This window comes from Amycolatopsis sp. lyj-109, assembly GCF_046548995.1.
Taxonomy (GTDB): domain Bacteria; phylum Actinomycetota; class Actinomycetes; order Mycobacteriales; family Pseudonocardiaceae; genus Amycolatopsis.
In genome coordinates this window covers 115,973-139,645 of sequence record NZ_JAJPWR010000002.1, presented here as the reverse complement: position 1 = coordinate 139,645, position 23,673 = coordinate 115,973, and the positions used below count along the sequence as shown (strand labels likewise).

General features: G+C 70.5%; 17 protein-coding genes. 9 read left to right on the top strand and 8 right to left on the bottom strand.

Annotated features, from left to right (window positions below; genetic code table 11):
• Window positions 1-13: 13 nt before the first annotated feature.
• On the bottom strand, window positions 14-1,321 hold the full coding sequence (gene rfbH / locus ACLJQF_RS04535) for a lipopolysaccharide biosynthesis protein RfbH (RefSeq protein ID WP_410606930.1): 1,308 nt from the start codon (window positions 1,319-1,321) through the stop codon (window positions 14-16).
• Between the two features lie 206 nt (window positions 1,322-1,527).
• On the opposite strand from rfbH, the gene ACLJQF_RS04530 reads away from it, so the two are divergent.
• The gene (locus ACLJQF_RS04530; protein WP_410606929.1) at window positions 1,528-2,673 is read left to right on the top strand and encodes a glycosyltransferase; all 1,146 of its coding nucleotides are present in this window, start codon (window positions 1,528-1,530) and stop codon (window positions 2,671-2,673) included.
• 30 nt (window positions 2,674-2,703) lie between these two features.
• Window positions 2,704-3,327: a dTDP-4-dehydrorhamnose 3,5-epimerase family protein gene (locus ACLJQF_RS04525; RefSeq protein WP_410606928.1), complete on the top strand. Its 624-nt coding sequence runs from the start codon at window positions 2,704-2,706 to the stop codon at window positions 3,325-3,327.
• A 72-nt stretch (window positions 3,328-3,399) separates the two neighbouring features.
• Here the strand turns inward: ACLJQF_RS04525 and ACLJQF_RS04520 are convergent, their stop codons facing one another.
• Entirely contained in the window at window positions 3,400-4,698 is a 1,299-nt protein-coding gene (locus tag ACLJQF_RS04520) for an aspartate aminotransferase family protein (protein WP_410607446.1), read from the bottom strand.
• A gap of 24 nt (window positions 4,699-4,722) precedes the next feature.
• Window positions 4,723-5,715 (bottom strand): Gfo/Idh/MocA family protein, encoded by a 993-nt coding sequence (locus ACLJQF_RS04515; protein WP_410606927.1) that lies wholly within the window; start codon window positions 5,713-5,715, stop codon window positions 4,723-4,725.
• 168 nt (window positions 5,716-5,883) lie between these two features.
• On the opposite strand from ACLJQF_RS04515, the gene ACLJQF_RS04510 reads away from it, so the two are divergent.
• Window positions 5,884-7,293, top strand: coding sequence for an NDP-hexose 2,3-dehydratase family protein (locus ACLJQF_RS04510; RefSeq protein WP_410606926.1), 1,410 nt, complete (start codon window positions 5,884-5,886; stop codon window positions 7,291-7,293).
• 54 nt (window positions 7,294-7,347) lie between these two features.
• Here the strand turns inward: ACLJQF_RS04510 and ACLJQF_RS04505 are convergent, their stop codons facing one another.
• From ACLJQF_RS04505 to ACLJQF_RS04490, 4 genes are read right to left on the bottom strand one after another with little or no spacing between them, the layout of a single operon-like run.
• A complete protein-coding gene (locus ACLJQF_RS04505; RefSeq protein ID WP_410606925.1) occupies window positions 7,348-8,856 on the bottom strand; it encodes a bifunctional 3-(3-hydroxy-phenyl)propionate/3-hydroxycinnamic acid hydroxylase in 1,509 nt (502 codons plus the stop codon).
• A gap of 7 nt (window positions 8,857-8,863) precedes the next feature.
• Window positions 8,864-10,066: a phthiocerol/phthiodiolone dimycocerosyl transferase family protein gene (locus tag ACLJQF_RS04500; RefSeq protein WP_410606924.1), complete on the bottom strand. Its 1,203-nt coding sequence runs from the start codon at window positions 10,064-10,066 to the stop codon at window positions 8,864-8,866.
• Window positions 10,063-10,815: a thioesterase II family protein gene (locus tag ACLJQF_RS04495; protein WP_410607445.1), complete on the bottom strand. Its 753-nt coding sequence runs from the start codon at window positions 10,813-10,815 to the stop codon at window positions 10,063-10,065. The genes ACLJQF_RS04500 and ACLJQF_RS04495 overlap by 4 nt, the downstream gene beginning before the upstream one ends.
• Before the next feature lie 49 nt (window positions 10,816-10,864).
• A complete protein-coding gene (locus tag ACLJQF_RS04490) occupies window positions 10,865-12,139 on the bottom strand; it encodes a cytochrome P450 family protein (RefSeq protein ID WP_410606923.1) in 1,275 nt (424 codons plus the stop codon).
• A gap of 258 nt (window positions 12,140-12,397) precedes the next feature.
• Here ACLJQF_RS04490 and ACLJQF_RS04485 point away from each other — a divergent pair, with 258 nt between their 5' ends.
• From ACLJQF_RS04485 to ACLJQF_RS04475, 3 genes are read left to right on the top strand one after another with little or no spacing between them, the layout of a single operon-like run.
• Window positions 12,398-13,216, top strand: a complete 819-nt coding sequence (locus ACLJQF_RS04485) for a 27-O-demethylrifamycin SV methyltransferase (protein WP_410606922.1) — start codon at window positions 12,398-12,400, stop codon at window positions 13,214-13,216.
• 14 nt (window positions 13,217-13,230) lie between these two features.
• Window positions 13,231-13,923 carry a thiamine pyrophosphate-dependent enzyme gene (locus ACLJQF_RS04480; RefSeq protein ID WP_410606921.1) on the top strand — a complete coding sequence of 231 codons (693 nt, stop codon included), beginning with the start codon at window positions 13,231-13,233 and terminating at the stop codon, window positions 13,921-13,923.
• On the top strand, window positions 13,920-14,831 hold the full coding sequence (locus ACLJQF_RS04475) for a transketolase family protein (RefSeq protein ID WP_410606920.1): 912 nt from the start codon (window positions 13,920-13,922) through the stop codon (window positions 14,829-14,831). Before ACLJQF_RS04480 ends, ACLJQF_RS04475 begins: the two co-directional genes overlap by 4 nt.
• Window positions 14,832-15,029: 198 nt before the next feature.
• On the opposite strand, the gene ACLJQF_RS04470 is transcribed toward ACLJQF_RS04475, so the two are convergent.
• Window positions 15,030-16,295 carry a cytochrome P450 gene (locus ACLJQF_RS04470; protein ID WP_410606919.1) on the bottom strand — a complete coding sequence of 422 codons (1,266 nt, stop codon included), beginning with the start codon at window positions 16,293-16,295 and terminating at the stop codon, window positions 15,030-15,032.
• 232 nt (window positions 16,296-16,527) lie between these two features.
• On the opposite strand from ACLJQF_RS04470, the gene ACLJQF_RS04465 reads away from it, so the two are divergent.
• From ACLJQF_RS04465 to ACLJQF_RS04455, 3 genes are all read left to right on the top strand, one after another.
• Window positions 16,528-16,965, top strand: coding sequence for a type II 3-dehydroquinate dehydratase (locus ACLJQF_RS04465; protein ID WP_410606918.1), 438 nt, complete (start codon window positions 16,528-16,530; stop codon window positions 16,963-16,965).
• A gap of 620 nt (window positions 16,966-17,585) precedes the next feature.
• Window positions 17,586-18,800, top strand: a complete 1,215-nt coding sequence (locus ACLJQF_RS04460) for a response regulator transcription factor (protein ID WP_410606917.1) — start codon at window positions 17,586-17,588, stop codon at window positions 18,798-18,800.
• Between the two features lie 1,321 nt (window positions 18,801-20,121).
• Window positions 20,122-23,625: a DNA-directed RNA polymerase subunit beta gene (locus ACLJQF_RS04455; RefSeq protein ID WP_410606916.1), complete on the top strand. Its 3,504-nt coding sequence runs from the start codon at window positions 20,122-20,124 to the stop codon at window positions 23,623-23,625.
• Window positions 23,626-23,673: the final 48 nt, after the last annotated feature.

The window sequence follows — 23,673 nt, the reverse complement described above, 5'->3', positions numbered from 1 at the left end:
TGTTGGATCCGGGTCAGTGCGTGGCGACGAACTCCTTGAGCGTGCCGATCACGTACTCGATCATCTCCGTGGTGATCCCCGGGTAGACGCCGATCCAGAACGTCCGCTCGGTGACGATGTCGCTGTTGGTCAGCGGGCCGGCGATGCGCTGCGGCTTGCCGATGTAGGCGGGGTGGCGGGTCAGGTTGCCCGCGAACAGCCGGCGGGTGCGGATGTTGCGCGCCTCGAGGTACTCGACGGCCTCCGGGACGTCGAAGCCCGCGTCGGGCTTGACCGTGATGATGAACCCGAACCAGCTCGGGTCACTGCCCGGCGTCGCCTCCGGCAGGATCAGCCCGGGCAGGCCGTCGAGGCCTTCGCGCAGCTGGCGCCAGTTGCGCTTGCGGGCGTCGATGAAGTCCGGCAGCTTCGCCAGCTGGCTCAGCCCGAGCGCGGCGTGGATGTCGGTGCTCTTGAGGTTGTAGCCGACCTCGGAGAAGACGTACTTGTGGTCGTAGGCCTCCGGCAGCGTGCCGAGGTGCAGTTCGAACCGCTTCAGGCAACGGTCGTCCTCGCCGGGCTCGCACCAGCAGTCGCGGCCCCAGTCGCGGAACGACTTCGCCAGCTTGGCCAGCTTGATGTCCGACGACAGCAGCATGCCGCCCTCACCCATGGTCAGGTGGTGGGCGGGGTAGAAGGACACCGTCGAGAACCGGCCGAACGTGCCGGTGAGCTGCCCGTTGTAGGTGGAGCCGACGGCGTCGCAGTTGTCCTCGATGAGGTGGCAGTCGTGGCGCTTCGCGATCTCGGCGATTTCCGCGACGGGGAAAGGATTTCCCAGCGTGTGCGCGATCATGATGGCGCGGGTGCGCGGGGAGATCGCCGCCTCGACCCGCTCGGCCGTCGTGTTGTAGGTGCCGAGCTCGATGTCGACGAACACCGGGATCATGCCGTTCTGCAGGATGGGGTTCACCGTGGTCGGGAAGCCGGCCGCGACCGTGACGACCTCGTCGCCCGGCTTGAGCTGCTCGTCGCCCAGCGTCGGCGACGTCAGGGTGCTCAGCGCCAGCAGGTTCGCCGACGAGCCGGAGTTCGTCAGCACCGCCTTGCGCCGCTTGAGCTTGCGGGCGAACGACGACTCGAACTTCGTCGCGATGGTGCCGGAGGCGATGCGCAGGTCGAGCGCGGCGGCCACCAGGGCTTCGCGGTCGGCGGCGTCCAGCACCGCTCCGGACGACAGGATCGGCGTCTGCCCCGGGATGAACGGCGCCGGCCCGGAGGACTGGGCGTCGTGGTAGTCGCGGACCTGCGCCAGCAGGTCCGATCGGGCTGAGTCGACCATGTCGTATCGATTCCCTACGGACGAGTGCGGGTTGTCGCGGACCTAACGCTCAAGTCACGCTAGAAGCGCCGGGATCGAGCGACATCCCCCAACGTGGTAGGGCCGTGCCCGGCGGGCGGCGGAGACTACCCGCGTTGGTGATGGCCTGCCGCGGTGTCATCGGCAAGCTGGAGCCGACCACGTGCCGGCCCTGGGAGGAAGATCTTGTGAAGGTTCTCAATCTTGCCGGGGTCGCCCCGTCGACCGTGTTCAGCCACGTCCCGCTCGCGAACGCGCTGCGCAACGCCGGGCACCAGGTCATGACGACCGCGTCGGTCGACGAAATGCTCGACACGATCGCCGGCGTCGGGCTGTCCGCCGTGCGCACCACCGCCGAAGGGGTGTCCCCGCGGCAGATCATCGCCGAAAGCGGCCTGACGCACGTGCCGGCGGACCCCCGGGAACGCGAAATCATGGCGGGTCGCTGGTACGCGCACATGGAGTACGTGACCCTCGACGCCCTGCTGGCGTTCAGCGAGGACTGGCGCCCGGACGTCATCATCAGCGGCGTCACCTCGTATGCCGGCCCGCTGCTGGCCGCCCACCTGGGCGTGCCGTACGTGCGCCACGCCTGGGACATCCACAGCCCGGAGCTGATGGACTCCGGCGCCGTGGAACAGCTGCGCGACCAGCTGACGGAGCTGGGCCTGGACGGCCTGCCCGAGCCCGCCATGACGATCGAGATCGCGCCGCCGAGCCTGCTGCCGGCGGAAGCCGCTTCGGCGCAGCTGATGCGGTGGATCCCGGGCAACTCGCAGGCCGTCGTGGAACCGTGGATGTACACGAAGGGCGCCGGCACCCGGATCGGCGTCACCGTCGGCACCGGGGTCGCGAGCTACCACCAGTACGACTTCCTGCAGGGCATCGTCGAGCAGATCGCCACGCTGGACGCCGAAGTCGTCGTCGCCGTCACCGAGGACGCCCTGCCGGAACTGCGCGAGCGGCTGAAGAACGTCCGGGTGGGCTGGATCCCGCTGGATGTCGTCGCGCCGACGTGTGACGTCCTGGTGCACCAGACCGGCGGCAGCACCATGATGACGGGGCTGGCCCACGGCGTGCCCCAGGTGCTCATCCCCGACCCCAACCAGTACCGCGCCTGCGACATGGCCCGCCGGCTCGCCGAAACCGGCGCCGCGGCGGTGCTTTCGCCGGAGGAGGCCACGAGCGAGGTCATCGCGAAGACCTGTGGCGAGCTGGTCGCCGACCCGTCCTACGCCGCGGCCGCGCGCGGGCTCGCCGGCGAGATCGCCGCCCTGCCGTCGCCGAACGAGGTCGCGCTGCGCATCGAGCAGCTCGTCCGGGAAGCGTCCTAAGAGGACATGGGCAGCGTCACGACCCGGAGCATGACCGTACGGCCGCTCGGCATCGACGGCGCGCACCTCGTTTCGTCCAAGTCCTTCGGTGACGGGCGCGGCGACTTCTTCGAGGTCTACCGCGAAGACGTGCTGACCGAGGCACTCGGCTACCGGCCGCGGTTCCTGCAGACCAACGTCTCGACGTCGTGCCGCAACGTCGTCCGCGGCGTGCACGGTGCGCTGACGCCGCCCGGCCTGGCGAAGTTCGTGACGTGCCTGCGCGGTTCGCTGCTGGACTTCGTCGTCGACGTGCGGACGGGCTCCCCGACGTTCGGCCAGTGGGACATGATCGTGCTCAACTCCCACGGCGGCACCGCGGTGTACGTGGAGGAGGGTCTCGGCCACGCCTTCGTGTCCCTCGAGGACGACACGTGCGTCCAGTACCTGCTGTCCGACCTCTACCGGCCGGCCGAGGTGCTCACCGTGCAGCCCCTCGACCCCGAGATCGGCCTCCCGCTGAACCTGCCGGGCGAGCCGATCCTGTCCGAGCGTGACGCGGCCGCGCCGACGCTGCGGGAGGCCGGCGAGCTGGGCCTGCTGCCCCGCTACGACGAGTGCCTCGCCCTCCGCGACGCCCGCGTCCGGCTGACCGAGGCGGCCGCTGCTTCCTGATCCGCCGCAAGTTCGTGAAGGCCACCTTGAGGAAGTTCAACTTCCTCAAGGTGGCCTTCACGAACCTTGGTGTCAGCTGAGCTGGGTGAGGGCCGTGCGGAGGGTTTCGCCGAGGAAGTCCAGATCGCCGTCGGTCGCGTTCAGCGGCGGGGCCACCAGCAAACCTTCACCCGTGCGGTCCGGGCGGAATCCGACGTACGGGTACAGCAGCAGCCCCTTGCCGCGGGTGATCCGCATGACGTCGCCGAGGGTCCCGGCGGCCAGCTCGATGCCGTAGAAGTAGCCGAGCCCGCGGACGTCGGTCACCACCGACCGGCCGCGGACCGCGTCGGCCACGAGCTTGCCGAGGGCCGCGCCGCGGACCTCGTCGCGGTCGAGGGCGCCGAGGTCCTCCAGGACCGACAGCACCGCCAGCCCGGCCCGGCCCTGCAGGGGCGTCGCCGACATCGTGCCCATCAGCGGCAGCCACTTGCCGCTCGTCAGGATGTCCTCGGCCAGGTTCGGCGAGAGCATCGTGGCCGCCAGTGGCACGTACCCGGCGCCGAGGCCCTTCGACAGCGTGACGATGTCCGCCGCCGAGCCCGGCGTGTGGTGCGAGGCCAGGGGGAGGCCGGTGCGGCCCAGCCCGGTGAGGACCTCGTCGTGGATGACCAGGACGCCGAACTCGTCGCAGACCTCGCGCAGCGCCTTCAGGTACCCGGCCGGTGGCACGTACCCGCCGCCGGTGGTGCCGTTGACCGGTTCCATCAGCACCGCGGCGACGGTTTCCGGGCCGGCCGCGACGATCGCGTCACGCACCGCCCGCACGCACTCGACGCGGCAGGCGGGGAACGGGCAGTCGAGGTGCTGGCCGGGGTAGGGCGGGTTGAACGCGGGGGCGAGGCCGAAGCTGTCGTCCTCGTGCGGCCGCCGCGACCGGTGGCCGGACAACGCGAGCACGAACGCGCTGTTGCCGTGGTAGCCCAGCGTCGAGGTCAGGATCTTGTGCCGGCCCTCTTCGCCGCGGGCGCGCTGCACCAGCCTGGCCAGCGCGATGGCGGACTCCGTCGCGTGCGTGCCGGTGGGGGTGAACATGACCCGGTCGTCCGGCCGGTGCACCGCCCGCGCGGTGGCCGCGGCCAGCTGCTCCATCAGGTCGGGCGCGAACGTGCCGGGGCTGGCGTAGGTGCAGATCCCGACCTGGTCCCGCAGGGCCTCGACCACCGTGGGGTGGGCGTGGCCGATGTTCACGTTGACGATCCCGCTGGCGCCGTCGAGGTAGCGCGTGCCGTCGGAGGCGTACACCCACGACCCGGCGGCGTGGCTGTAGGGGATCGGGGGGATCTGCAGCCGGGCCGCCAGCAGCTGGGACGGCGCTTTCTGCACGGTCATCGTCACGATCTGTTCCTCCTGGCCTCAGCCCACCGGCTCGGTGGCGTGCTCGACGTAAAGCCTCGCCTTGGTGCGGATGTCGTCGACGAGCACGGCTTGCCGTAGCACGTCGTCGTTGTCGGGGAGCCGTCCCGAACGGACGGCGGCCGCGAACGCGGCCAGGGTGTTCGCCACCTGGTCGTCGGGCGGCAGCCGGAGCTCGTCGATCTCCGAGCGCTGTTCCACCCGGAGCACCGGGACGTGGTCGGCGGGCGGGGTGAAGGCGTGCTCGAGGACGATCCGCCCCTCGCTGCCCCAGAGCTCGTAGCCGGACCGGTAGCCGTGGTCGATCCCGAAGGACGCGGACGCGCTGACGCCGTCGCGGGTGCACAGCAGCGCGTGCCCGGCCGACTCGACCGGCTGGCCGTGGCGCCGGGTGAGCACCGCCGCGATGACGTCGATTTCGCTGCCCAGGAAGGACATCGCCGCGCGCAGCGGGTAGACACCGGTGTCCAGCAGGGCGCCGCCGCCGAGGTCGGCGCGGTGGCGGATGTCGCCGGGCGGGCGGGCCGGCACGGCGAACGCGGCGTGGAACGCGCGCAGCTCGCCGATCGCGCCGTCGGCCAGCAGTTTCCGGACCGCCACGTGCTGGCTGTGCTGGAGGAACATGACGTTCTCCATCAGCACGAGCCCGGCCGTCCGCGCGGCTTCGATCAGCGCACGGGTCTGCACCACGCTGGTGGTCAAGGGTTTCTCGGCGAGCACGTGCTTGCCGGCGGCGAGCGCCCGCTCGATCCACCCGGCGTGCGCGGCGTTCGGCAGCGGGAGGTAGACGGCTTCGACGTCGTCGAGGTCCAGCAGCGCGGAATAGCCCTCGACCGCCCGGCAACCGTAGCCGCGCGCGGCGTCAGCGGCCTTGCCGGCGTCGCGGCTGGCGATGGCGGCGATCTCCGTGCGGGGCAAGGCGGCCATGGCCGGGAGGAGCTTCCGGAGGGCGATGCTCGCGCAGCCCATGATCCCGATGCGCAGTGGGGCCACCGGATCTCCTTCGCGCGGTTCGGGCATCGTCGGAGTCTTCACGCTAGGACGGCCGCGCGGATCCGGGCATCCCTCGTCCTGATAGCGATCGACCGTCCTATCAGGTCGGGGGATGCCCGCCGGGGGATGGCCGTCCTACGCTCGCCGGACGCCGAGGATGGGAGTGACGTGGTCCACAGCGCGATACACGAGGACACGGCCCGGGACGGCCGGTCCGACGACGCGGTCATGTCCATGGCGGATTTCCACTCCTGGTTCAACGCGCGGGCCCGCGCGAACAGCTTCCGGGTGGACCGGATCCCGTTCGCGGACCTGTCCGGCTGGGATTTCGAGCCGGACACCGGCAACCTGGTGCACGCCAGCGGGCGGTTCTTCTCGGTCGAGGGCCTGCGCGTGCGGACCGACCGGCCCTGGGTGAGCGAGTGGGCCCAGCCGATCATCGTGCAGCCGGAGATCGGCGTGCTGGGCATCCTCGTCAAGCGGTTCGACGGCGTCCCGCACTGCCTGCTGCAGGCGAAGATGGAGCCGGGCAACATCAACGGCCTGCAGATGTCGCCGACCGTGCAGGCCACCCGCAGCAACTACATGAAGGTCCACGGCGGCGCGGCCACCAAGTACATGGAGTACTTCCGGGCCGGCTCCCGCGGCCGCGTCCTGTTCGACGGGCTGCAGTCCGAGCAGGGTTCGTGGTTCCTGCACAAGCGCAACCGCAACATCGTCGTCGAGACCGACGACGACGTCCCGCTGGACGAGGACTTCTGCTGGCTCACCCTCGACCAGATCCGGCGGCTGCTGCGGCTGGACCACATGGTCAACATGGACTCCCGGACGGTCCTCTCGTGCGTCCCGCACGCACTGGCGCGGCCGGACGACCGGACCGACGGCGACGGCTCGTTCGTCGAGGCGGTCCACCGCTCGCTGTCCGGCCGCGGCCGGCCCGTGCACGAACCGGGGCGCGTCCTCAGCTGGCTCACCGAGGTGCGCGCCCGCCAGGAGCTGGTGCAGCGCCGGGTGCCGCTCAAGGAGATCGCCGAGGACGGCTGGCGGCTCGGCCACGACGTCATCGATCACCGCGACGGCAAGTACTTCGACGTCGTCGCGGTCTCCGTGGAGGCCAGCAACCGCGAGGTCAGCTCCTGGACCCAGCCACTGGTGGCGCCCCGGCAGTCCGGCCTGCTGGCGTTGCTGGTCAAGCGGATCGGCGGCACGCTGCACGCGCTGGTGCAGGCCCGCAGCGACGCGGGCACGCTCAACATCGCCGAGCTGACCGCCACCGTGCACTGCCAGCCCGGCAACTACGCCGACGCGCCGGCGGAGTACCGCCCGCCCTACCTCGACTACGCGCTCGCCGCCTCCCCCGGCCGCGTGCGCCTGGACGTCGTGCATTCGGAGGAAGGCGGCCGGTTCTACCACGCGCAGAACCGCTACCTGGTGATCGAGGTCGAGGACGACTTCGCTCCCGAGCCCGACGACCGCTTCCTCTGGACGACGCTGAGCCAGCTGATGTCCCTGCTGTCGCACAGCAACTACCTGACGGTCGAACTGCGCAGCCTGATGGCCGGCCTCCGCAGCTTCTGAAGTCTGCCGCGGCTGGTCGTGAGTGGTAATTCGGGTTCTAACCCGAATTACCACTCACGACATCCCGGTGACCACGGCGGCGCGCAGGCGGTTGCGGAGGGCGCCCGCGAGGGCGTCGAGGCCGCCGGGGCCGGCGGTGCCGAAGACGTGGTAGTCCGGGCGGACGAGCACCGAAGTCGCGCCATAGCGCGCCAGGAACGGGCGGTAGACGTCGTCGACGTCCACGCCCTCGGACAGCCGGACGACGTGCGTCCCCAGCGAAGCGAGGAAGGCCGAGCCGCCCGGCTCGGTGGTCAGCAGCACGAAACCGCGGCCGACGACGCCGTCGAACAGCCCGGTGGTGCCGCCCACCCGCACCCGGCCCTGCGGCACGACCACGCCCGCGCCCGGGCTTTCGTGGAGCAGCCCACCGGTGAGCGGTTTCGCCGGTTCCGGCCGGCCCAACGGTTTGCCGCGCCGGTTGGCCAGCACGGTGGCGTCCCGCTCGGCGGCGGCCGCCGGGTCCGTCACGCAGATCACCCGGCCCAGCTGGACCGACGCCAGGATCGCCTCCCGGGCCTGCTCGCGGCGCTCGTCCCCATAACTGTCCACAAGGGACTCCGAAGCCAGGTTGCGGAGGGTGAGGTCCAGCTTCCACGCCAGGTTGGTGACGTCGCGGATGCCGGAGCACATGCCCTGCCCGGCGAACGGCGGCATCAGGTGCGCCGCGTCACCGGCGAGCAGGACGTGCCCCACCCGCCACCGGTCGGCCCACCGGGCCTGGAAGATGTAGGTGGTGCTGCGCAGCAGGGTGGCGGTCTCGGGGGTGACGCCGTAGGGCGCCATCAGCCGCCACGCCGTCTCGTCCTTGTTCAGCTCGGCCGCGTTTTCGCCCGGCAGGCGCATGAACTCCCAGCGACGGCGGCCGGGCCCGCTGCCCACCAGCGTCGTGGGCCGCGCGGGGTCGCAGATCTGCACGTTGGTCGGCACGAACTCGCGCGGCTCGTGCAGCTGGACGTCGCAGAGCAGCCACTCGTAGGAGAAGCCGAGGTCGGTCACCGGCACGTCGAGGTGCTCGCGCACGAAGCTGTTGGCGCCGTCGCAGCCCACCACCCACCGCGCGGAAAGCGTCCGTGTCACCTCGTCGGAGTCGACGGCGGTCACCTGGACGAGGGAGTCGTCGGCGATGGCCACGACTTCGTGCCCGCGCAGCACCGTGATGCCCGGAAGTTCCCCGGCCCGGGCCGCGATCAGCTCTTCGAGGGACGGCTGGTGCATGGTGTTGGCGTCCGGCCAGCCGTACCGGCCGTCCGTGGTGAAGGCGATGTCCAGCAGCGGCTGCCCGTCGGCGGTCTGCCACTGGTAGCCGTTGGCCGGTGCGGTGATCCGCCCCAGCTCCGGGCCGATGCCGGTGGCGGCCAGCAGCCGGGCGGTCTCGCCGTCGAAGCTGGTCGCCCGCGGCAGCCGGTACGGCCGGGGCCGGCGTTCGAGCACCGTCACCCGCCAGCCGCGCTGGGCCAGCAGCACCGACAGGGTGGCGCCGATCGGGCCGTTTCCGACGATGACGACGTCCGTGTCCGTCACGGGAACCTCACCGCTCACGAGTCAGGCGGGCCAGCTGTTCGCGCAGGCAGCCGACGCGCTGTGGCAGCGACGGATCACCCTCGGGCCAGCCCAGGTCGATGCCGACCCGGCCGCCGAACGTGCTGAGCACGTAGCCGCCGAGCGCGATGGTCTCCCGCATCCGGGACGCCGAGTGCAGGTTGGTCAGCCGCAGGCCGTCCGGGGTGCGCATCGGCGGGGCCACGCCCCAGTTCATGATGCTGACCACGGCCAGCGCGAGCTTCGGGTCCCACGGCTTCGCGGCGGCAGGCTTGCTGAACATGTCCAGGATGCTGCGCTGTACGGAACCGTCGGCCAGGCCGGCCCGCAGTTGCTCGCCGATCGCCCGGCCGATCGCGACGGCGTCGTGCGCGATCCCGTCCGTCACTTTGAAGCCGACCCCGCCGAGCACGTTCGTGCCCTCGGTCGCGCCGACCGGGGGCGTCAGCCTGCTGCGCAGGTTCACCGAATACCGGTAGACGAGGTCGGTCAGCGGCAGGTCGCGGATCTCGGCTTCGGCGAGCAGGACCGCGCCCGACACCAGGCCGTTGATCGTCACCTTCTCGCGGTGGCCGAGGTTCGCCAGCGCCGTCGTCTCGGCCTCGGTCAGCCGGTGCTGGACGACGTGGCGGACGACCGGATCCGGCCGGTTCGCCGGTGGCGGCGGGGCCAGTGGTGTCGCCGGGCCGCTCGCGTGGATGCCGCGTTCGGCCAGCAGGTCCTCCAGCGACCGCGGGTACGGGTGCCGGACCGGTTCGAGCGGCACGCCCTCGACGACGTCGGTGTAGCGGGACCACAGCGCCGAGAGGATTGCGGTGGCGTGGTGGGCGTCGGCGACGCTGTGCTGGATCGCGAGGCAGACACTGGCTTCGTCGCCGTCGCGGATGACGTTGAGCGCGCTCAATGAGCGGCTCTGGTCGAGGTCCAGGCCGGATAGGGGGCGGGACGGGTCACCTTCGGCGAACCGGATTTCCGGCCGGGCGTCCGACTCGGTGAGCACCGCGCCCTTGCCGGTGAACTCCACCCGGGCGGAGAGCTGCGGATAGGCGAGGCAGATCGCCTCGAACGCCGTGGTCAGCGCCTCGGGATCGAGCCGGCCCTCGGCGCGCACGGTGTACCCGATGTAGGCCTCCCGGGCGGCGTGGATGCTTTCGCTGGGCGCCAGCGCCCGCCGGACAGCGGCTCGCGTCACGAGTTCCCTCCCGTGGAGCCGGTCAGCGCGGCGCCGGCCAGCTTTTCCGTCATGGTCGCGATCATCGGGGCGGCCTGCTCGACCAGGAAGAAGTGCCCACCTGGCAGCACCTGCAGATCGGCCGGCCCGGTGGTGTGCTCGGCCCAGGCGCGGGCCTCCTCGACCGACACCCGCGGATCGCGGTCGCCGGTGAACGCCGTGACCGGGCAGTCCAGCCGCCGTCCGGGTTCGTGCCGGTAGGTCTCGACCGCGCGGTAGTCGCTGCGGATCGCGGGCAGGACCATGGCCAGCAGTTCGGGGTCGGCGAGCATGGCCGCGTCGGAACCGCCGAGCTTCCGGAGCTCGGCGACGAGCCGGTCGTCCGACACCCCGCGGAAGTCGTCGTCGCGGTAGCGCGACGGCGCCCGCCGCCCGGACGCGAACAGGTGGACCGGCGCGGACAGCCCGGCGTCGGGCATCCGCAACGCCACCTCGTAACCGATGATCGCGCCCATGCTGTGCCCGAACAGGGCCAGCGGCCGGTCGTCGACCGAGCGCAGCACTTCGAGGAGCCGGTTGGTCAGCCCGCCGATGCTGTCGACGGGCGGCTCGTGGCGCCGGTCCTGGCGGCCCGGGTACTGGACCGCCAGTACCTCGACCGCGGGCGCGAGGGCCCTGGCGAGCGGGAAGAAGAAGCTGGCCGAGCCGCCGGCGTGGGGCAGGCACACGAGCCGCGCTCGCGCGTCCGGGGCCCGCACGAAACGGCGCAACCACTTCTCGGCGTCTGGTCGGTGCACGGGGACTGCCTTTCGCGGTGGCCTAAACGAGCTTCAGGGGGAGCGTCTTGGTCCGGGTGAACGCCGGCCGCAGGATCCACGGGATCTCCTCGCGCGGCACGGCGAGGGCCAGGTCCGGGAACCGGGTGAACAGCCCGTGCAGCGCCACCTCGGCCTCCTGGTAGGCGAGGTGCTGGCCCAGGCAGCGGTGGATGCCCTTGCCGAAGGACAGGTGCAGCTCGTTGGCGACGGACAGCCGGTCGACGATCAGCTTGTCCGGCTCGGGGAACTTGCGCGGGTCGGTGTTGGCGGCCAGCAGCAGCGGCGCGACCGGCGTCCCCCGCGGGATCGTGACGCCGCCCAGTTCGACGTCCTCCGACGGGAAGCGCGCCTGCGTGAACTGGAGCGGGCCCAGGCGCTGCAGCTCGCGCACGGCCTGCGCCCACAGCGCCGGCTCGGCCTTCAGCCGGGCCAGCTGGTCGGCCTGCTCGAGCAGGAAGAGCACCGAGTTCCCGATCAGGTAGGTCGTCGTCTGGTGCCCGGCGGTGACGAGGCTGAACAGGATGCCGACGATTTCGTCGTCGGACACCCGGCTCGGGTCCTCCGCCTGGGCCTGCACGAGCGCGGTGACCAGGTCGTCCTTCGGCTCGACGCGCCGGCGCGCCATCAGCTCGCGCGAGAGGGCGATGCAGTTGCGCAGGGCGGGCGGGATGTTCGGCGCGTCCATGGTCGCCATCGCGTTGCCCCAGGCGTGCCAGGCCGCGCGGTCCGGCTCGTCGATGCCGACCAGCTCGCAGATGACCGTGACCGGCAGCGGGAAGCAGAACTCCTCGACGAGGTCGACCGGCGACCCGTCCGCACCCAGCTCCGCCATCCGGTCGAGCAGGTCCTCGGTGATCTTCTCGACGCGGGGCCGCAGCGCGTTGACGCGGCGCCCGGTCAGCGCGTAGGAGACCAGCTTGCGCAGTCGCGTGTGGTCTTCGCCGTCGGCGGTGTTTAGCTTGTTCGCCATCCAGGGGATGAGGTCTTCGGGGAAGTTCATCGCCTTGAAGACGCCGTCGCGGATGTCGGCCAGCGGCGAGTCTTCCGGCGGGTTGGTGAGGAAGCGCGGGTCGGTGAGGACCGTGAGGACGTCCTCGTAGCGGGTGGCCAGCCACATGTCCGGGCCGCCCATCATGGTGCCGAGGTTCAGCGTCCCGGTGTGGGGCAACGGCTCTTCGCGCAACCGCGCGTACCAGCCGAACGGGTCGGCGACCACTTCCGGTGAGAAGAGGTCGACCGGCTTGGCCGAAGGCTTGGCGGTGGCGGTCATGGCCATCCCTTCCTGGTGCCGACGCGGGTGGTCCCGCTCGCGTGCGGCGGGCCCGGATTCGGACGGTAGGGAAGGACGCCCGGTTGAGCATCCCCCAACCTGACAGTGCTGGGCCGAGTGTCCCTTGTGGACGGTTTGGTGCGGCCCCGGCGCTATCAGAACGAGGGATGCCCGGCCGGGCCGGCCTGACCTACTCTCCGAAAGACCTTGCAGGCCAGGCGTTGATCGACACGCGGTCACGCGAAACGATGCTTAGGGGTACTGGTGACGAAGCCGACTCCGAACGAGATTGGCCAGGGCTACGACGCTTTCGCGGACCTGCTCGACCAGCTCTGGGGCGAAAATCTGCACCACGGGTACTGGGACGACCCATCCGTGACGCTCGAAGAGGCCACCACGCGGCTGACCGACCGGCTGGCCGGGATGCTGCCCCTGCGGGCGGGCGACCGGCTGCTCGACATCGGCTGCGGCAACGGCGAGCCGGCGATCCGGATGGCCGTGGCGAACGACGTCATGGTCACCGGCATCTCGATCAGCGAGAAGCAGGTGGAACGCGCGAACGACCGCGCGTACAAGGCCGACGTGGACGACCGGGTCGTCTTCGAGTACGCCGACGCGATGGAGCTGCCGTACGAGGACGGGTCGTTCGACCTCGTCTGGGCGCTGGAATCGCTGCACCACATGCCGGACCGCTGGCACGTGATCCGCCAGGCGGCCCGCGTGCTGCGGCCGGGCGGGCGCCTGGCGCTCGGCGACTTCCTGCTCGTCCCCGGCCCTGCCGGGCTGGAAGCCGACCGCGAGCGCGTCGCCGAGGTCGGCAAGGGCGTGGTGTCGGTGGTCTCGCTCGACGAGTACCAGGCCCACCTGCGCGAAGCCGGCCTCGAGCCCGAATCCGCCGAGGACGTCAGCGAGTACACCCGGCCGTCGTGGGCCAAGGCGGCGGAGCGGTTCGAGGCGCTGCGGGAGCAGGCGTTGCAGCACATCGAGGCCGCGCAGTTCGAGGTGACGCTCGGCCGGTTCCGCGCCTTCAGCGCCGAGCCGTCGCTGGGCTACGTCCTCTTGACCGCGCGCAAGCCCGAGTGAGGAAGCCCGAAACCATGCAGATGACCGAAGAGAACCTCCGCGGCCTGTTCGGCCGGATGACGGGGGACGAGAAGCACGGCTGGGCCGCGGCGTCGACGTTGCACGCGATCTGGGTGCTCTACGAACGCGTGCTCAACGTGTCGCCGTCGAACATCGACGACCCCGACCGCGACCGGTTCTACCTCTCCAAGGGCCACGGCCCGATGGCCTACTACGCGGTGCTCGCCGCGAAGGGCTTCATCGAGCCGGAAACGCTGGACACCTGGCGGCAGTGGGATTCGCCGCTGGGCATGCACCCGGACCGCAACCTGGCGCCCGGCGTGGAGATCAGCAGCGGTTCCCTCGGCCACGGGCTCCCGCTCGGCGTCGGCACCGCGCTCGGGCTGCGTGCCCAGGGCCGCGACGCGCGCGTGTTCGTCCTGATGGGCGACGGCGAGTTCGACGAGGGCAGCAACCACGAGACGATGTCGATCGCCGGCCGGCTCGGGCTCGACCGCCTCACCGCGATCGTCATCGACAACAAGACGGCCAGCCTCGGCTGGCCGGGCGGCATCGCCGCGCGCTTCGAGCTGGAGGGCTGGGCCGCGACCACGGTCGACGGCCGCGACCACGACGCGCTGGAGAAGGCGCTGACCGGGGAGACCGACGGGCGGCCGCGCGCCGTCGTCGCGGAGATCCTCCCGATCGAGGAAGGGGCAGGCGCATGACCGCCCAGGTGACCAGGAAGCAGATGCGGACGGTCTTCGCCGAGACGGTGATCGAGTCCCTCGCCACGGACCCGCGGGTGGTCATGCTGACCGCGGACATCTCGTCGTGGTTCTTCTGGGACGTGAAGAAGGAGTACCCGGACCGCGTCCTCAACTTCGGCATCCGCGAGCAGGCGATGATCGACATCGCCGGCGGCTTCGCGCTGGCCGGTCAGCGGCCGGTGGTGCACACGTACGCGCCGTTCCTGGTCGAGCGGCCGTTCGAGCAGCTCAAGATCGGCCTCGGCCACCAGGACGTCGGCGCGGTGCTGGTCAGCGTGGGCGCGTCCTACGACGACCCGTCGTGGGGCCGCACCCACCAGGCGCCGGGCGACGTGGCCCTGCTGGACACCCTGCCCGGCTGGACGATCCACGTCCCGGGCCACGAGGACGAGGTCGCGCCGCTGCTGAGCAAGGCCATCGCGGGCGACAACCGGGTCTACGTCCGGCTGTCCGAACGCGCGAACAGCGAATCGGTACCGGTGTCGGACGAGTTCACGGTGCTGCGCCGGGGCCGCAAGGGTGTGGTGGTCGCGGTCGGCCCGGTGCTGGACCAGGTCCTGGCCGCGACGGCCACGGCGGACGTGACGGTGCTGTACGCGTCGACGATCCGCCCGTTCGACCACGCGGGCCTGCGCGCGGCGGTCGACGCGGCGGCCCCGAACGTGGTGCTGGTCGAGCCGTACCTGCGCGGGACGTCGGCGTTCGAGGTGACCGAAGCGCTGGCGGACGTGCCGCACCGCCTGCGCTCGTTCGGAACGTGGCGCGACCGCGAGGCCCGGGTCTACGGCACGGCCGAGGAACACGACCGGCTGTTCGGCGTGGACGCCGAATCGCTGGCGGATTCGATCGCCCGCTTCGTCGGCTGACGAGAGCGGAACCGACCGGCTCCACGCCGTACCGCACCCCCAGGCGGTCCGGCGTGGAGCCGGTTTCCGTCATGCCCCAAGCGCCCCAATGTGGCCTTCGGTGCGTCAGACGCAACCAAGGCGGCCTTCGGTGCGTCAGACGCAACCAAGGCCGCCTTGGGGCGCTTGCGGGGCGGGTTCAGCGCGGGATAGGGGTGACTAGGGGGCGTCCCAGGTGATCGGCAGCGAGTGCACGCCGTAGGTGAGCATGTCGTTGCGCAGCGGGACTTCCGCGGGCGGCACCGCGAGGCGGACGTTGGGCAGGCGGCGCAGCAGCTCGGCGTAGCCGACCTGCATCTCCACCCGGGCCAGCTGCTGCCCGAGGCACTGGTGGACGCCGTGGCCGAAGGCCAGGTGCGGGCCGCGGGCGCGCGTCACGTCCAGCGTCTCCGGGGCGGCCCACTGCCGCTCGTCCCGGTTGGTGGCCACCACGGAGACCACCACGGTCGAGCCGGCCGGGATGTGCTCGCCGCCGAGCTCCAGGTCCTCCTTGGCGAACCGGAAGAGTCCCGGGTTGATGACGGACAGGAAGCGCAGCAGCTCCTCGACGACGTCGCCGATCCGGGCCGGGTCGTCGCGCACCGCGGCGAGCTGCTCGGGGCGCTGCAGCAGCACGAACATGCCCAGCCCGAACATGCTCGCGGTGGTGTCGTAGCCGGCGATGAGCAACAGGTTGGCGATGTTGATGAGCTCGTCGTCGGTGAGCGCCGGGTCGGCCCCGGCGTGGTGGATCAGGCCGGAGATGAGGTCGTCGGCGGGGTGCGCGCGCTTGTCCGTGATCAGCCGCTGCATGAACACCCGGAGGGCGTCCGCGTTCTCCACCGCCTGCTGGACCGGGGCGTCCAGCTGCAGCAGGGCCGCCGCGCGCTCCTGGAACTCCGCCCGGTCGTCGTAGGGCACGCCGAGCAGCTCGCAGATCACCAGCGAGGGGGCCGGGAACGCGAACTCGGTCATCAGGTCGGCGCTGGTGCCGTTGGCCAGCATGGCGTCCAGCAGCCCGCCGATGATCTTTTCGATCTGGGCGCCGAGGTCGCGGATGCGGCGGACGGTGAACTGCCCGGTGAGCAGCTTGCGGTACCGGGTGTGCTCCGGGGGGTCCATGTTGATGAACGACCCGGCGCGCGCCTTGTCGTCCCGCAGCCGCTCCCGGAACTCGGCGGGCAGCTCCTTGAACCTGGGGTGGTACTGGAACCGGTCGGAGGAGAACCGCGGGTCCGTCAGCACCGCGCGGGCCTCCTCGTACCCGGACACCAGCCAGAACGGATCGCCCGAGGCCAGCTCCGCCTTGGCGATCGGGCCGCGCGCGGACACCGCCAGCAAGGCGGGGGGCACGGTGAACGGGTCGTCACGCTGGACGAACTCCTGGGGGAGGGGTGACCGCAACGCTGCGTTGCTGGGCGGGTTCTCGGTCGCGTTGGTCGTCACTTCGGCGCCGGCTCCATTCGAATCGCGCGGGCCGGACGGCGATCGGTGGGGGACTGGTGCCGATCCCGCGGCTTGACTGGTCGCTTCGGAGCGTAGGAGCGCCGCGCCGGGCCGGGCATCCCTCGGTCTGATAGCACTGCGTCCGACTATCAACGTAGGGGTGGTGCCGGCCGCGTGTGGTGCAGACCATGGGCAGGCCGAAATGGTTGCCGGGTGAGCGAGGTGTGTCCCGATGGGTGTTGTCCTCCTGTTGAACGGTCCCAACCTGGGTGCGTTGGGCTATCGCGAGCCGGAGGTCTACGGCACCGACACCCTCGCCGACATCGAGAAGGCGGTCGCCGGCGAGGTGGCCGGCCGGGGCTGGGAAGTGGTGTCGGTCCAGCGTGACGGCGAGGGCGAGCTGGTCGGCGCGGTCCACGAGCACCGCGAGACCACGGTCGGCGCCATCGTCAACCCCGGCGCCCTGATGATCGCCGGCTGGAGCCTGCGCGACGCGCTGGCCAGCTACGCGCCGCCCTGGATCGAAGTGCACCTCAGCAACGTGTGGGCGCGCGAGCAGTTCCGGCACGAATCGGTCATCGCCCCCCTGGCCAGCGGGGTGGTCGTCGGCTTGGGCGCCTTCGGGTACCGGCTGGCGGCGCAGGCGCTGCTGCATTTATCGGCCGAGTGAGTTAAATCCGTATTGTCCGAATAGTCTGCGTCACTGGTACGTCCGGTCGGGGCGCACCCGATCGGGTCGCAGCCAACCGGGTGATGGACGCCCGTGCCTGCCGGCCGGTTCGACTCGCCGTCATTGTCGTGTCCGCATCGTGGGCTCAGGGTAGTTAGTTGAGCGCTAACAGAATGCTCGTTAGGCTAGCTGGCTGATTTGCGCGTCAGAACCGTGTTAAATCATTGCCCTACCAGGGAAAAAGTGTCTTCCCCTCACATTTTGTAGGGGTGTGACCTGAGTCACAGGGGCGATGACGCAGCCTTCTGCCGAAGCTATCGTGAGTGCCGCAAGCTGTTAATCTTTCACAAGCCTGCCTGGGGAGGTTCTTGTGACGTGCGCTTTTTTGCGCGGGCGGTGTGGTGCCATGTCCTGACCGGGTCACCGGGTTCTGTCGGACGCCCCTGTTCAGGGCGTTGTGATCAACAATGGCCGGGCTCGGTGTTGCGTGAATCCGCCGAATAGTGGCGTACCGTAAATAGAATTCGTTTCGTCTATACCTGGGGGATAGCCGAAAGATGCTCGACGTACCTACATTGCGACTACCGGAAAATCCATTCACCGGATTTGGTGACGATTTCATGCAGGAGGCGTGTGACACTGCCGGGTTCCTTCGCCGTTCGGCGTACTCGTGGTTCAACGGGCGGCTCGACACCGGGTTGCAGTGCGCAAAGGCGGCTGCGGCGGGCAACCGCCGGGAATCCCGTGAGCTCTACGAAATGGCTCAATTCTGGTACGTCGGTCTCCTCGTCAAGGCCCGGGAACTCGAAGTGGGCCGCCGGGTGCTGGACGCGGTCGAAAACAGCCGGGAGGGCTCCGCTTCCGAGCGCATGACCGCCGTGTCGCACAACGTCCGCGGAAACCTGCTGTTCGCGATGGGCAGCGTCGACGAAGCCATGGACGAGGTGAGCGCGGGGTTGCGGATCGCCGAAGGGTGCGGCGACCGGTCCCTGCGGCCTCCCAGCTACGTCGTGCTGGCGCTCGGCGCGTTGCGCCGGGCGGACATGCGGGCGTGCCGGCACTTCGTGGACAAGCTGGCCGACGAAGCCCTGCTGGGCTACTTCGGGCAGGCGCCGGGGGCGTGGGTGGCCGCGCAGGCCGTCGAGGCCCGCAGCGGCGTGGAGAGCGCGGCGAGCCTCATCGCCGGCATCGTGACGAACCCGCTGGTGCTCCGGCAGCTGCTGGTGTCGGAGCCGGCGGCGGCGCCGTGGCTGGTCCGCGTCTGCGGCAAGCTGGGCGCGCACGAACTGGCGGAGATCGTGGTGACGGCGGCTGCGGCGGCGGGTGCCGAGCAGCCGGAGTTCAGCGTGATCCGCGGATCGGCCCTGCACGCGGCGGGGCTGTCGACGCAGGACTCGGCCAAGCTCCACGAGGCGGCCGACATCCACCCCGACCGGTGGTGCCGGGCGTCGGCCCTGGAGGACCTGGGCGACCTGCTGGCGAAGCGGTACTCCGAGCGCGAGTGCACGGTCCGCTTCCTCGAGTCCGCGCTGGACGCGTACACGGCGGTGGGTGCCACCCGCGACTCGGCCCGGGTGGTGAACAAGCTCCGCGAGCACGGGGTCCGCCGCGGCACGACCCGCGTCGTCGAGCGTGAGGGCGCGACCGTGCACGGGCTGACGAACACCGAGTTCGCGGTCGCCGAGCTGGTGAGCCAGGGCCACACCAACAACGAGGTGGGCCGGCAGCTGTTCATCTCCCGGCACACGGTGGCGTTCCACCTGAAGAAGGTGTTCCAGAAGATGCACATCACCTCCCGGGTCGAGCTGGCGGCGGCCTGGAAGGTGTTTTCGTAGGGACGGGTCGCCGGAACTGGTGATCCCGGGCGGTTGGGTGCCGTGCCGGGATTGCGAGTAGCCGGGCGGACGCGAAGCGTGGTCACGCCGCAGTGGAGGGCGGCGCGGCCCCGAGGGTCCGCTGCGGGCTGCGGCTTGCGGCGGTACGCGGTGCGGCCGGGTGGCGGCGCGGCCCGCCCCCTGCGCGGCGGTGCCCGCTGTCTCGGTGCGGCGGTGCGGCGGTGCGGCGGTGCGGCGGTGCGGCGGTGCGGCGGTGCGGCGGTGCGGCGGTGCGGCGGTGCGGCCTGCCCCGGTGCGGCCTGCCCCGGTGCGGCAAAGGTCTTGAATGACTCATTCCTGGCGCCGGAGGTCTTGAATGAGTCATTCAAGACGCTGCAGCACGGCGGGCCCCGACTTCCGTGACCCCGGCCTTCGCCGTGCGCGAGCCGCCCCCGCCGCGCCCTGCGGGCCGGCGCCCCCGCCGTGCGCCGCCCGGCACTCCCGCCGTGCGCCCCCCCGGCCGTGCGCCGCCGGCGCCCCCCGCCATGTGCCGCCCGGCCGTGCTCCGCCATGCGCCACCCCGGCACCCCCGCCATGCGCCGACCGGCCGTGCTCCGCCATGCGCCACCCCGGCACCCCCGCCGTGCGCCGCCCGGCCGTGCTCCGCCCCGCCATGCGCCACCCGGCACCCGGCACCCCCGGCCGTGCGCCACCCGGCACCCCCGGCCGTGCGCCGCCCGGCACCCCCGGCCGTGCGCCGCCCGGCACCCCGGTCACCGCTGTATCCCCAGGCCGCCCGAGGCCGCCGACCGCCGTCCGCAAGCGCTCTCCGTCGCCCCCGAAGTCCGAATTCCACTCCCGGCGCGCCCGGCCCCGATCCCGATCGGCTGCCCTTGCCCTACCCTCGCGTCAGCCGGGAAACCCCAGGTAGAGACCCTCAAGGTGGCGTTACCGGTCGGTAGCTGGAATGATATTCGGCCGCTCACGCTCCGCTGAACTACTTCCACGCTGCGCCAACCGGCGGGACCCCCGTGTGGCATCTTGACTGGAAGCGCCGGTGGGGTCACGCTTACTCCCGACGGCGAAACCGGGGCCCTTGCGGGAGGGACCCACCGGGTCGCCCGGAGGCATACCTGAAGACGTTGCGAAGCAGGCTGGGCCCCATCGGGAGTGCCCCCTGGACAAGCCGTGACGTTCGGGCTAGACTGCTTCTTTGCGCTGCCCTCTTTCAGGCTGCCCGGAGCCGGTAGTTAGGATAGTGGGCACACGGCACCCTTGACAGTCGCTCGTAGCTGTTGCTATCGGCGGCCGTCACCGCTCATTGTCCCCGGAAGGACGCATCTTGGCAGTCTCTCCCGCGAACCAGGCCACTGCTGCGACCAACTCGGCTGAATCTCGCTCGGAGGCCACGGGAATCCCCGGCGCGCCCAAGCGGGTTTCCTTCGCAAAGATTCGCGAACCCCTCAACACCCCCAACCTGCTCGACGTCCAGATCCAGTCGTTCCAGTGGTTCACCGGGGACGAAGCGTGGTTCCAGCGCCGTGTCGAGGAAGGTGACGAGAACCCGGTCGGCGGCCTCGAAGAGGTTCTCAACGAGATCTCCCCGATCGAAGACTTCTCCGGTTCGATGTCCCTGTCCTTCTCCGCCCCGCGCTTCGACGAGGTCAAGGCCTCGATCGAAGAGTGCAAGGACAAGGACATGACGTACGCGGCCCCGCTGTTCGTCACGGCGGAGTTCGTCAACAACAACACGGGCGAGATCAAGAGCCAGACGGTCTTCCTCGGCGACTTCCCGGTGATGACCGACAAGGGCACCTTCGTCATCAACGGCACCGAGCGTGTCGTGGTGTCCCAGCTGGTCCGCTCGCCGGGCGTCTACTACTCCAAGGACATCGACAAGACGAGTGACAAGGACGTCTTCAGCGTCCGCGTCATCCCGAGCCGCGGTGCCTGGCTGGAGTTCGACGTCGACAAGCGCGACACCGTCGGCGTCCGCATCGACCGCAAGCGCCGCCAGCCCGTCACCGTGCTGCTGAAGGCGCTCGGCTGGACCACCGAAGCGATCCGCGAGCGCTTCTCCTTCTCGGAGACGCTGCTCGCCACCCTCGAGAAGGACCACACGGCCGGCACCGACGAGGCGCTGCTCGACATCTACCGCAAGCTGCGCCCGGGCGAACCGCCCACGAAGGAGAGCGCGCAGACCCTGCTGGAGAACCTGTTCTTCAAGGCGAAGCGCTACGACCTGGCCAAGGTCGGCCGGTACAAGGTCAACAAGAAGCTGGGCCTGTCGACGCCGATCGACAACGGGACGCTGACCGAAGAGGACATCGTCACGATCATCGAGTACCTGGTCCGGCTGCACGCCGGCGAGGACAAGATGACGGCCGCGAACAACACCGAGATCCCGGTCGAGACCGACGACATCGACCACTTCGGCAACCGTCGCATCCGGACAGTCGGCGAGCTGATCCAGAACCAGATCCGGGTCGGCCTGTCGCGCACCGAGCGCGTCGTCCGCGAGCGCATGACCACGCAGGACGTCGAGGCGATCACCCCGCAGACCCTGATCAACATCCGCCCGATCGGTGCGGCGATCAAGGAGTTCTTCGGCACCTCGCAGCTGTCGCAGTTCATGCAGCAGACGAACCCGATCGACGGCCTGACCCACAAGCGCCGCCTCAACGCGCTGGGCCCGGGTGGTCTGTCGCGTGAGCGCGCCGGCATGGAGGTCCGGGACGTCCACCCGTCGCACTACGGCCGGATGTGCCCGATCGAGACGCCGGAAGGCCCGAACATCGGCCTGATCGGCTCGCTCTGCTCCTACGCGCGGGTCAACCCGTTCGGCTTCATCGAGACGCCGTACCGCAAGGTCGTCGAGGGCCGGGTCACCGACCAGGTCGACTACCTGACCGCGGACGAAGAAGACCGGTTCGTCAAGGCCCAGGCCAACGCGCCGATCTCCGACGACGGCACCTTCGTCGAGGACCGCGTCCTGGTCCGCCGGAAGGGCGGCGAGGTCGAGCTGATCGACCCGCTCGACGTCGACTACATGGACGTCTCGCCGCGGCAGATGGTCTCGATCGCGACGGCGATGATCCCGTTCCTCGAGCACGACGACGCGAACCGCGCGCTGATGGGCGCGAACATGCAGCGTCAGGCCGTGCCGCTGCTGCGCAGCCAGGCGCCGTACGTCGGCACCGGCGTGGAGTTGCGCGCCGCGATCGACTCCGGCGACATGCTGGTCGCCGAGCAGTCGGGCGTGGTGGAGGAGCTGTCCGCCGACCTGATCACGGTCATGCACGACGACGGGACGCGGAAGGCCTACAGCCTCTACAAGTTCCGCCGCTCGAACCACGGCACCTGCTTCAACCACCGCCCGATCGTCAACGAGGGCGACCGGGTCGAAGCCGGCCAGGTCATCGCCGACGGCCCGTCCACCGAAAACGGTGAGGTGGCGCTCGGCAAGAACCTGCTGGTCGCGGTCATGCCGTGGGAGGGCCACAACTACGAGGACGCGATCATCCTCTCCGAGCGCCTGGTGCAGGACGACGTCTTGACGTCGATCCACATCGAGGAGCACGAGATCGACGCCCGCGACACGAAGCTGGGCGCCGAGGAGATCACCCGGGACATCCCGAACGTCTCCGAAGAGGTCCTCGCTGACCTCGACGAGCGCGGCATCATCCGGATCGGTGCCGAGGTCCGCGACGGCGACATCCTGGTCGGCAAGGTCACGCCGAAGGGCGAGACCGAGCTGACCCCGGAGGAGCGCCTGCTCCGCGCGATCTTCGGCGAGAAGGCCCGCGAAGTCCGCGACACCTCGCTGAAGGTGCCGCACGGCGAGACCGGCAAGGTCATCGGCATCCGCGTGTTCTCGCGCGAGGACGACGACGAGCTGCCCCCGGGCGTCAACGAGCTGGTCCGCGTCTACGTGGCCCAGAAGCGCAAGATCCAGCCGGGCGACAAGCTCGCCGGCCGGCACGGGAACAAGGGTGTCATCGGCAAGATCCTGCCGGTCGAGGACATGCCGTTCATGGAGGACGGCACCCCGGTCGACATCATCCTGAACACGCACGGTGTCCCGCGACGGATGAACATCGGCCAGATCCTCGAGCTGCACCTGGGCTGGCTGGCTTCGCAGGGCTGGACGATCGAGGGCGACCCCGACTGGGCGAAGAACCTGTCGGCCGAGCTCCGCGACGTCGAGCCCGGCACGAACACCGCCACCCCGGTGTTCGACGGCGCGAAGGAAGAGGAGCTCACCGGGCTGCTCAGCGCGACCAAGCCGAACCGCGACGGTGAGCGCATGGTCAAGGAGAACGGCAAGGCCACGCTGCTGGACGGCCGCTCCGGCGAGCCGTACCCGTACCCGGTCGCCGTCGGCTACATGTACATCCTGAAGCTGCACCACCTGGTCGACGACAAGATCCACGCCCGCTCCACCGGCCCGTACTCGATGATCACGCAGCAGCCGCTGGGTGGTAAGGCGCAGTTCGGTGGCCAGCGCTTCGGTGAGATGGAGTGCTGGGCGATGCAGGCGTACGGCGCCGCCTACACGCTGCAGGAGCTGCTGACGATCAAGTCGGACGACGTGGTCGGCCGCGTCAAGGTGTACGAGGCCATCGTCAAGGGCGAGAACATCCCCGAGCCGGGCATCCCGGAGTCGTTCAAGGTGCTCCTCAAGGAGCTCCAGTCGCTGTGCCTCAACGTCGAGGTGCTCTCCAGCGACGGTGCGGCGATCGAGATGCGCGACTCCGACGACGAGGACCTCGAGCGCGCCGCGGCGAACCTCGGCATCAACCTGTCCCGCAACGAGTCGCCCTCGGTGGACGACGTCGTGCACTGATCGCGAGCTGAGGCGGGGCCTTCCTCCCGTGGGCCCCGCCTCGCCCGC

Coding starts and splice junctions, on each gene's coding strand:
- ACLJQF_RS04490 (WP_410606923.1), bottom strand. CDS start 12,139: ATGGCCATGACCGCCACCGCCAAGCCTTCGGCCAAGCCGGTCGACCTC.
- ACLJQF_RS04525 (WP_410606928.1), top strand. CDS start 2,704: ATGACCGTACGGCCGCTCGGCATCGACGGCGCGCACCTCGTTTCGTCC.
- ACLJQF_RS04465 (WP_410606918.1), top strand. CDS start 16,528: ATGGGTGTTGTCCTCCTGTTGAACGGTCCCAACCTGGGTGCGTTGGGC.
- ACLJQF_RS04475 (WP_410606920.1), top strand. CDS start 13,920: ATGACCGCCCAGGTGACCAGGAAGCAGATGCGGACGGTCTTCGCCGAG.
- ACLJQF_RS04480 (WP_410606921.1), top strand. CDS start 13,231: ATGCAGATGACCGAAGAGAACCTCCGCGGCCTGTTCGGCCGGATGACG.
- rfbH (WP_410606930.1), bottom strand. CDS start 1,321: ATGGTCGACTCAGCCCGATCGGACCTGCTGGCGCAGGTCCGCGACTAC.
- ACLJQF_RS04460 (WP_410606917.1), top strand. CDS start 17,586: ATGCAGGAGGCGTGTGACACTGCCGGGTTCCTTCGCCGTTCGGCGTAC.
- ACLJQF_RS04520 (WP_410607446.1), bottom strand. CDS start 4,698: ATGACCGTGCAGAAAGCGCCGTCCCAGCTGCTGGCGGCCCGGCTGCAG.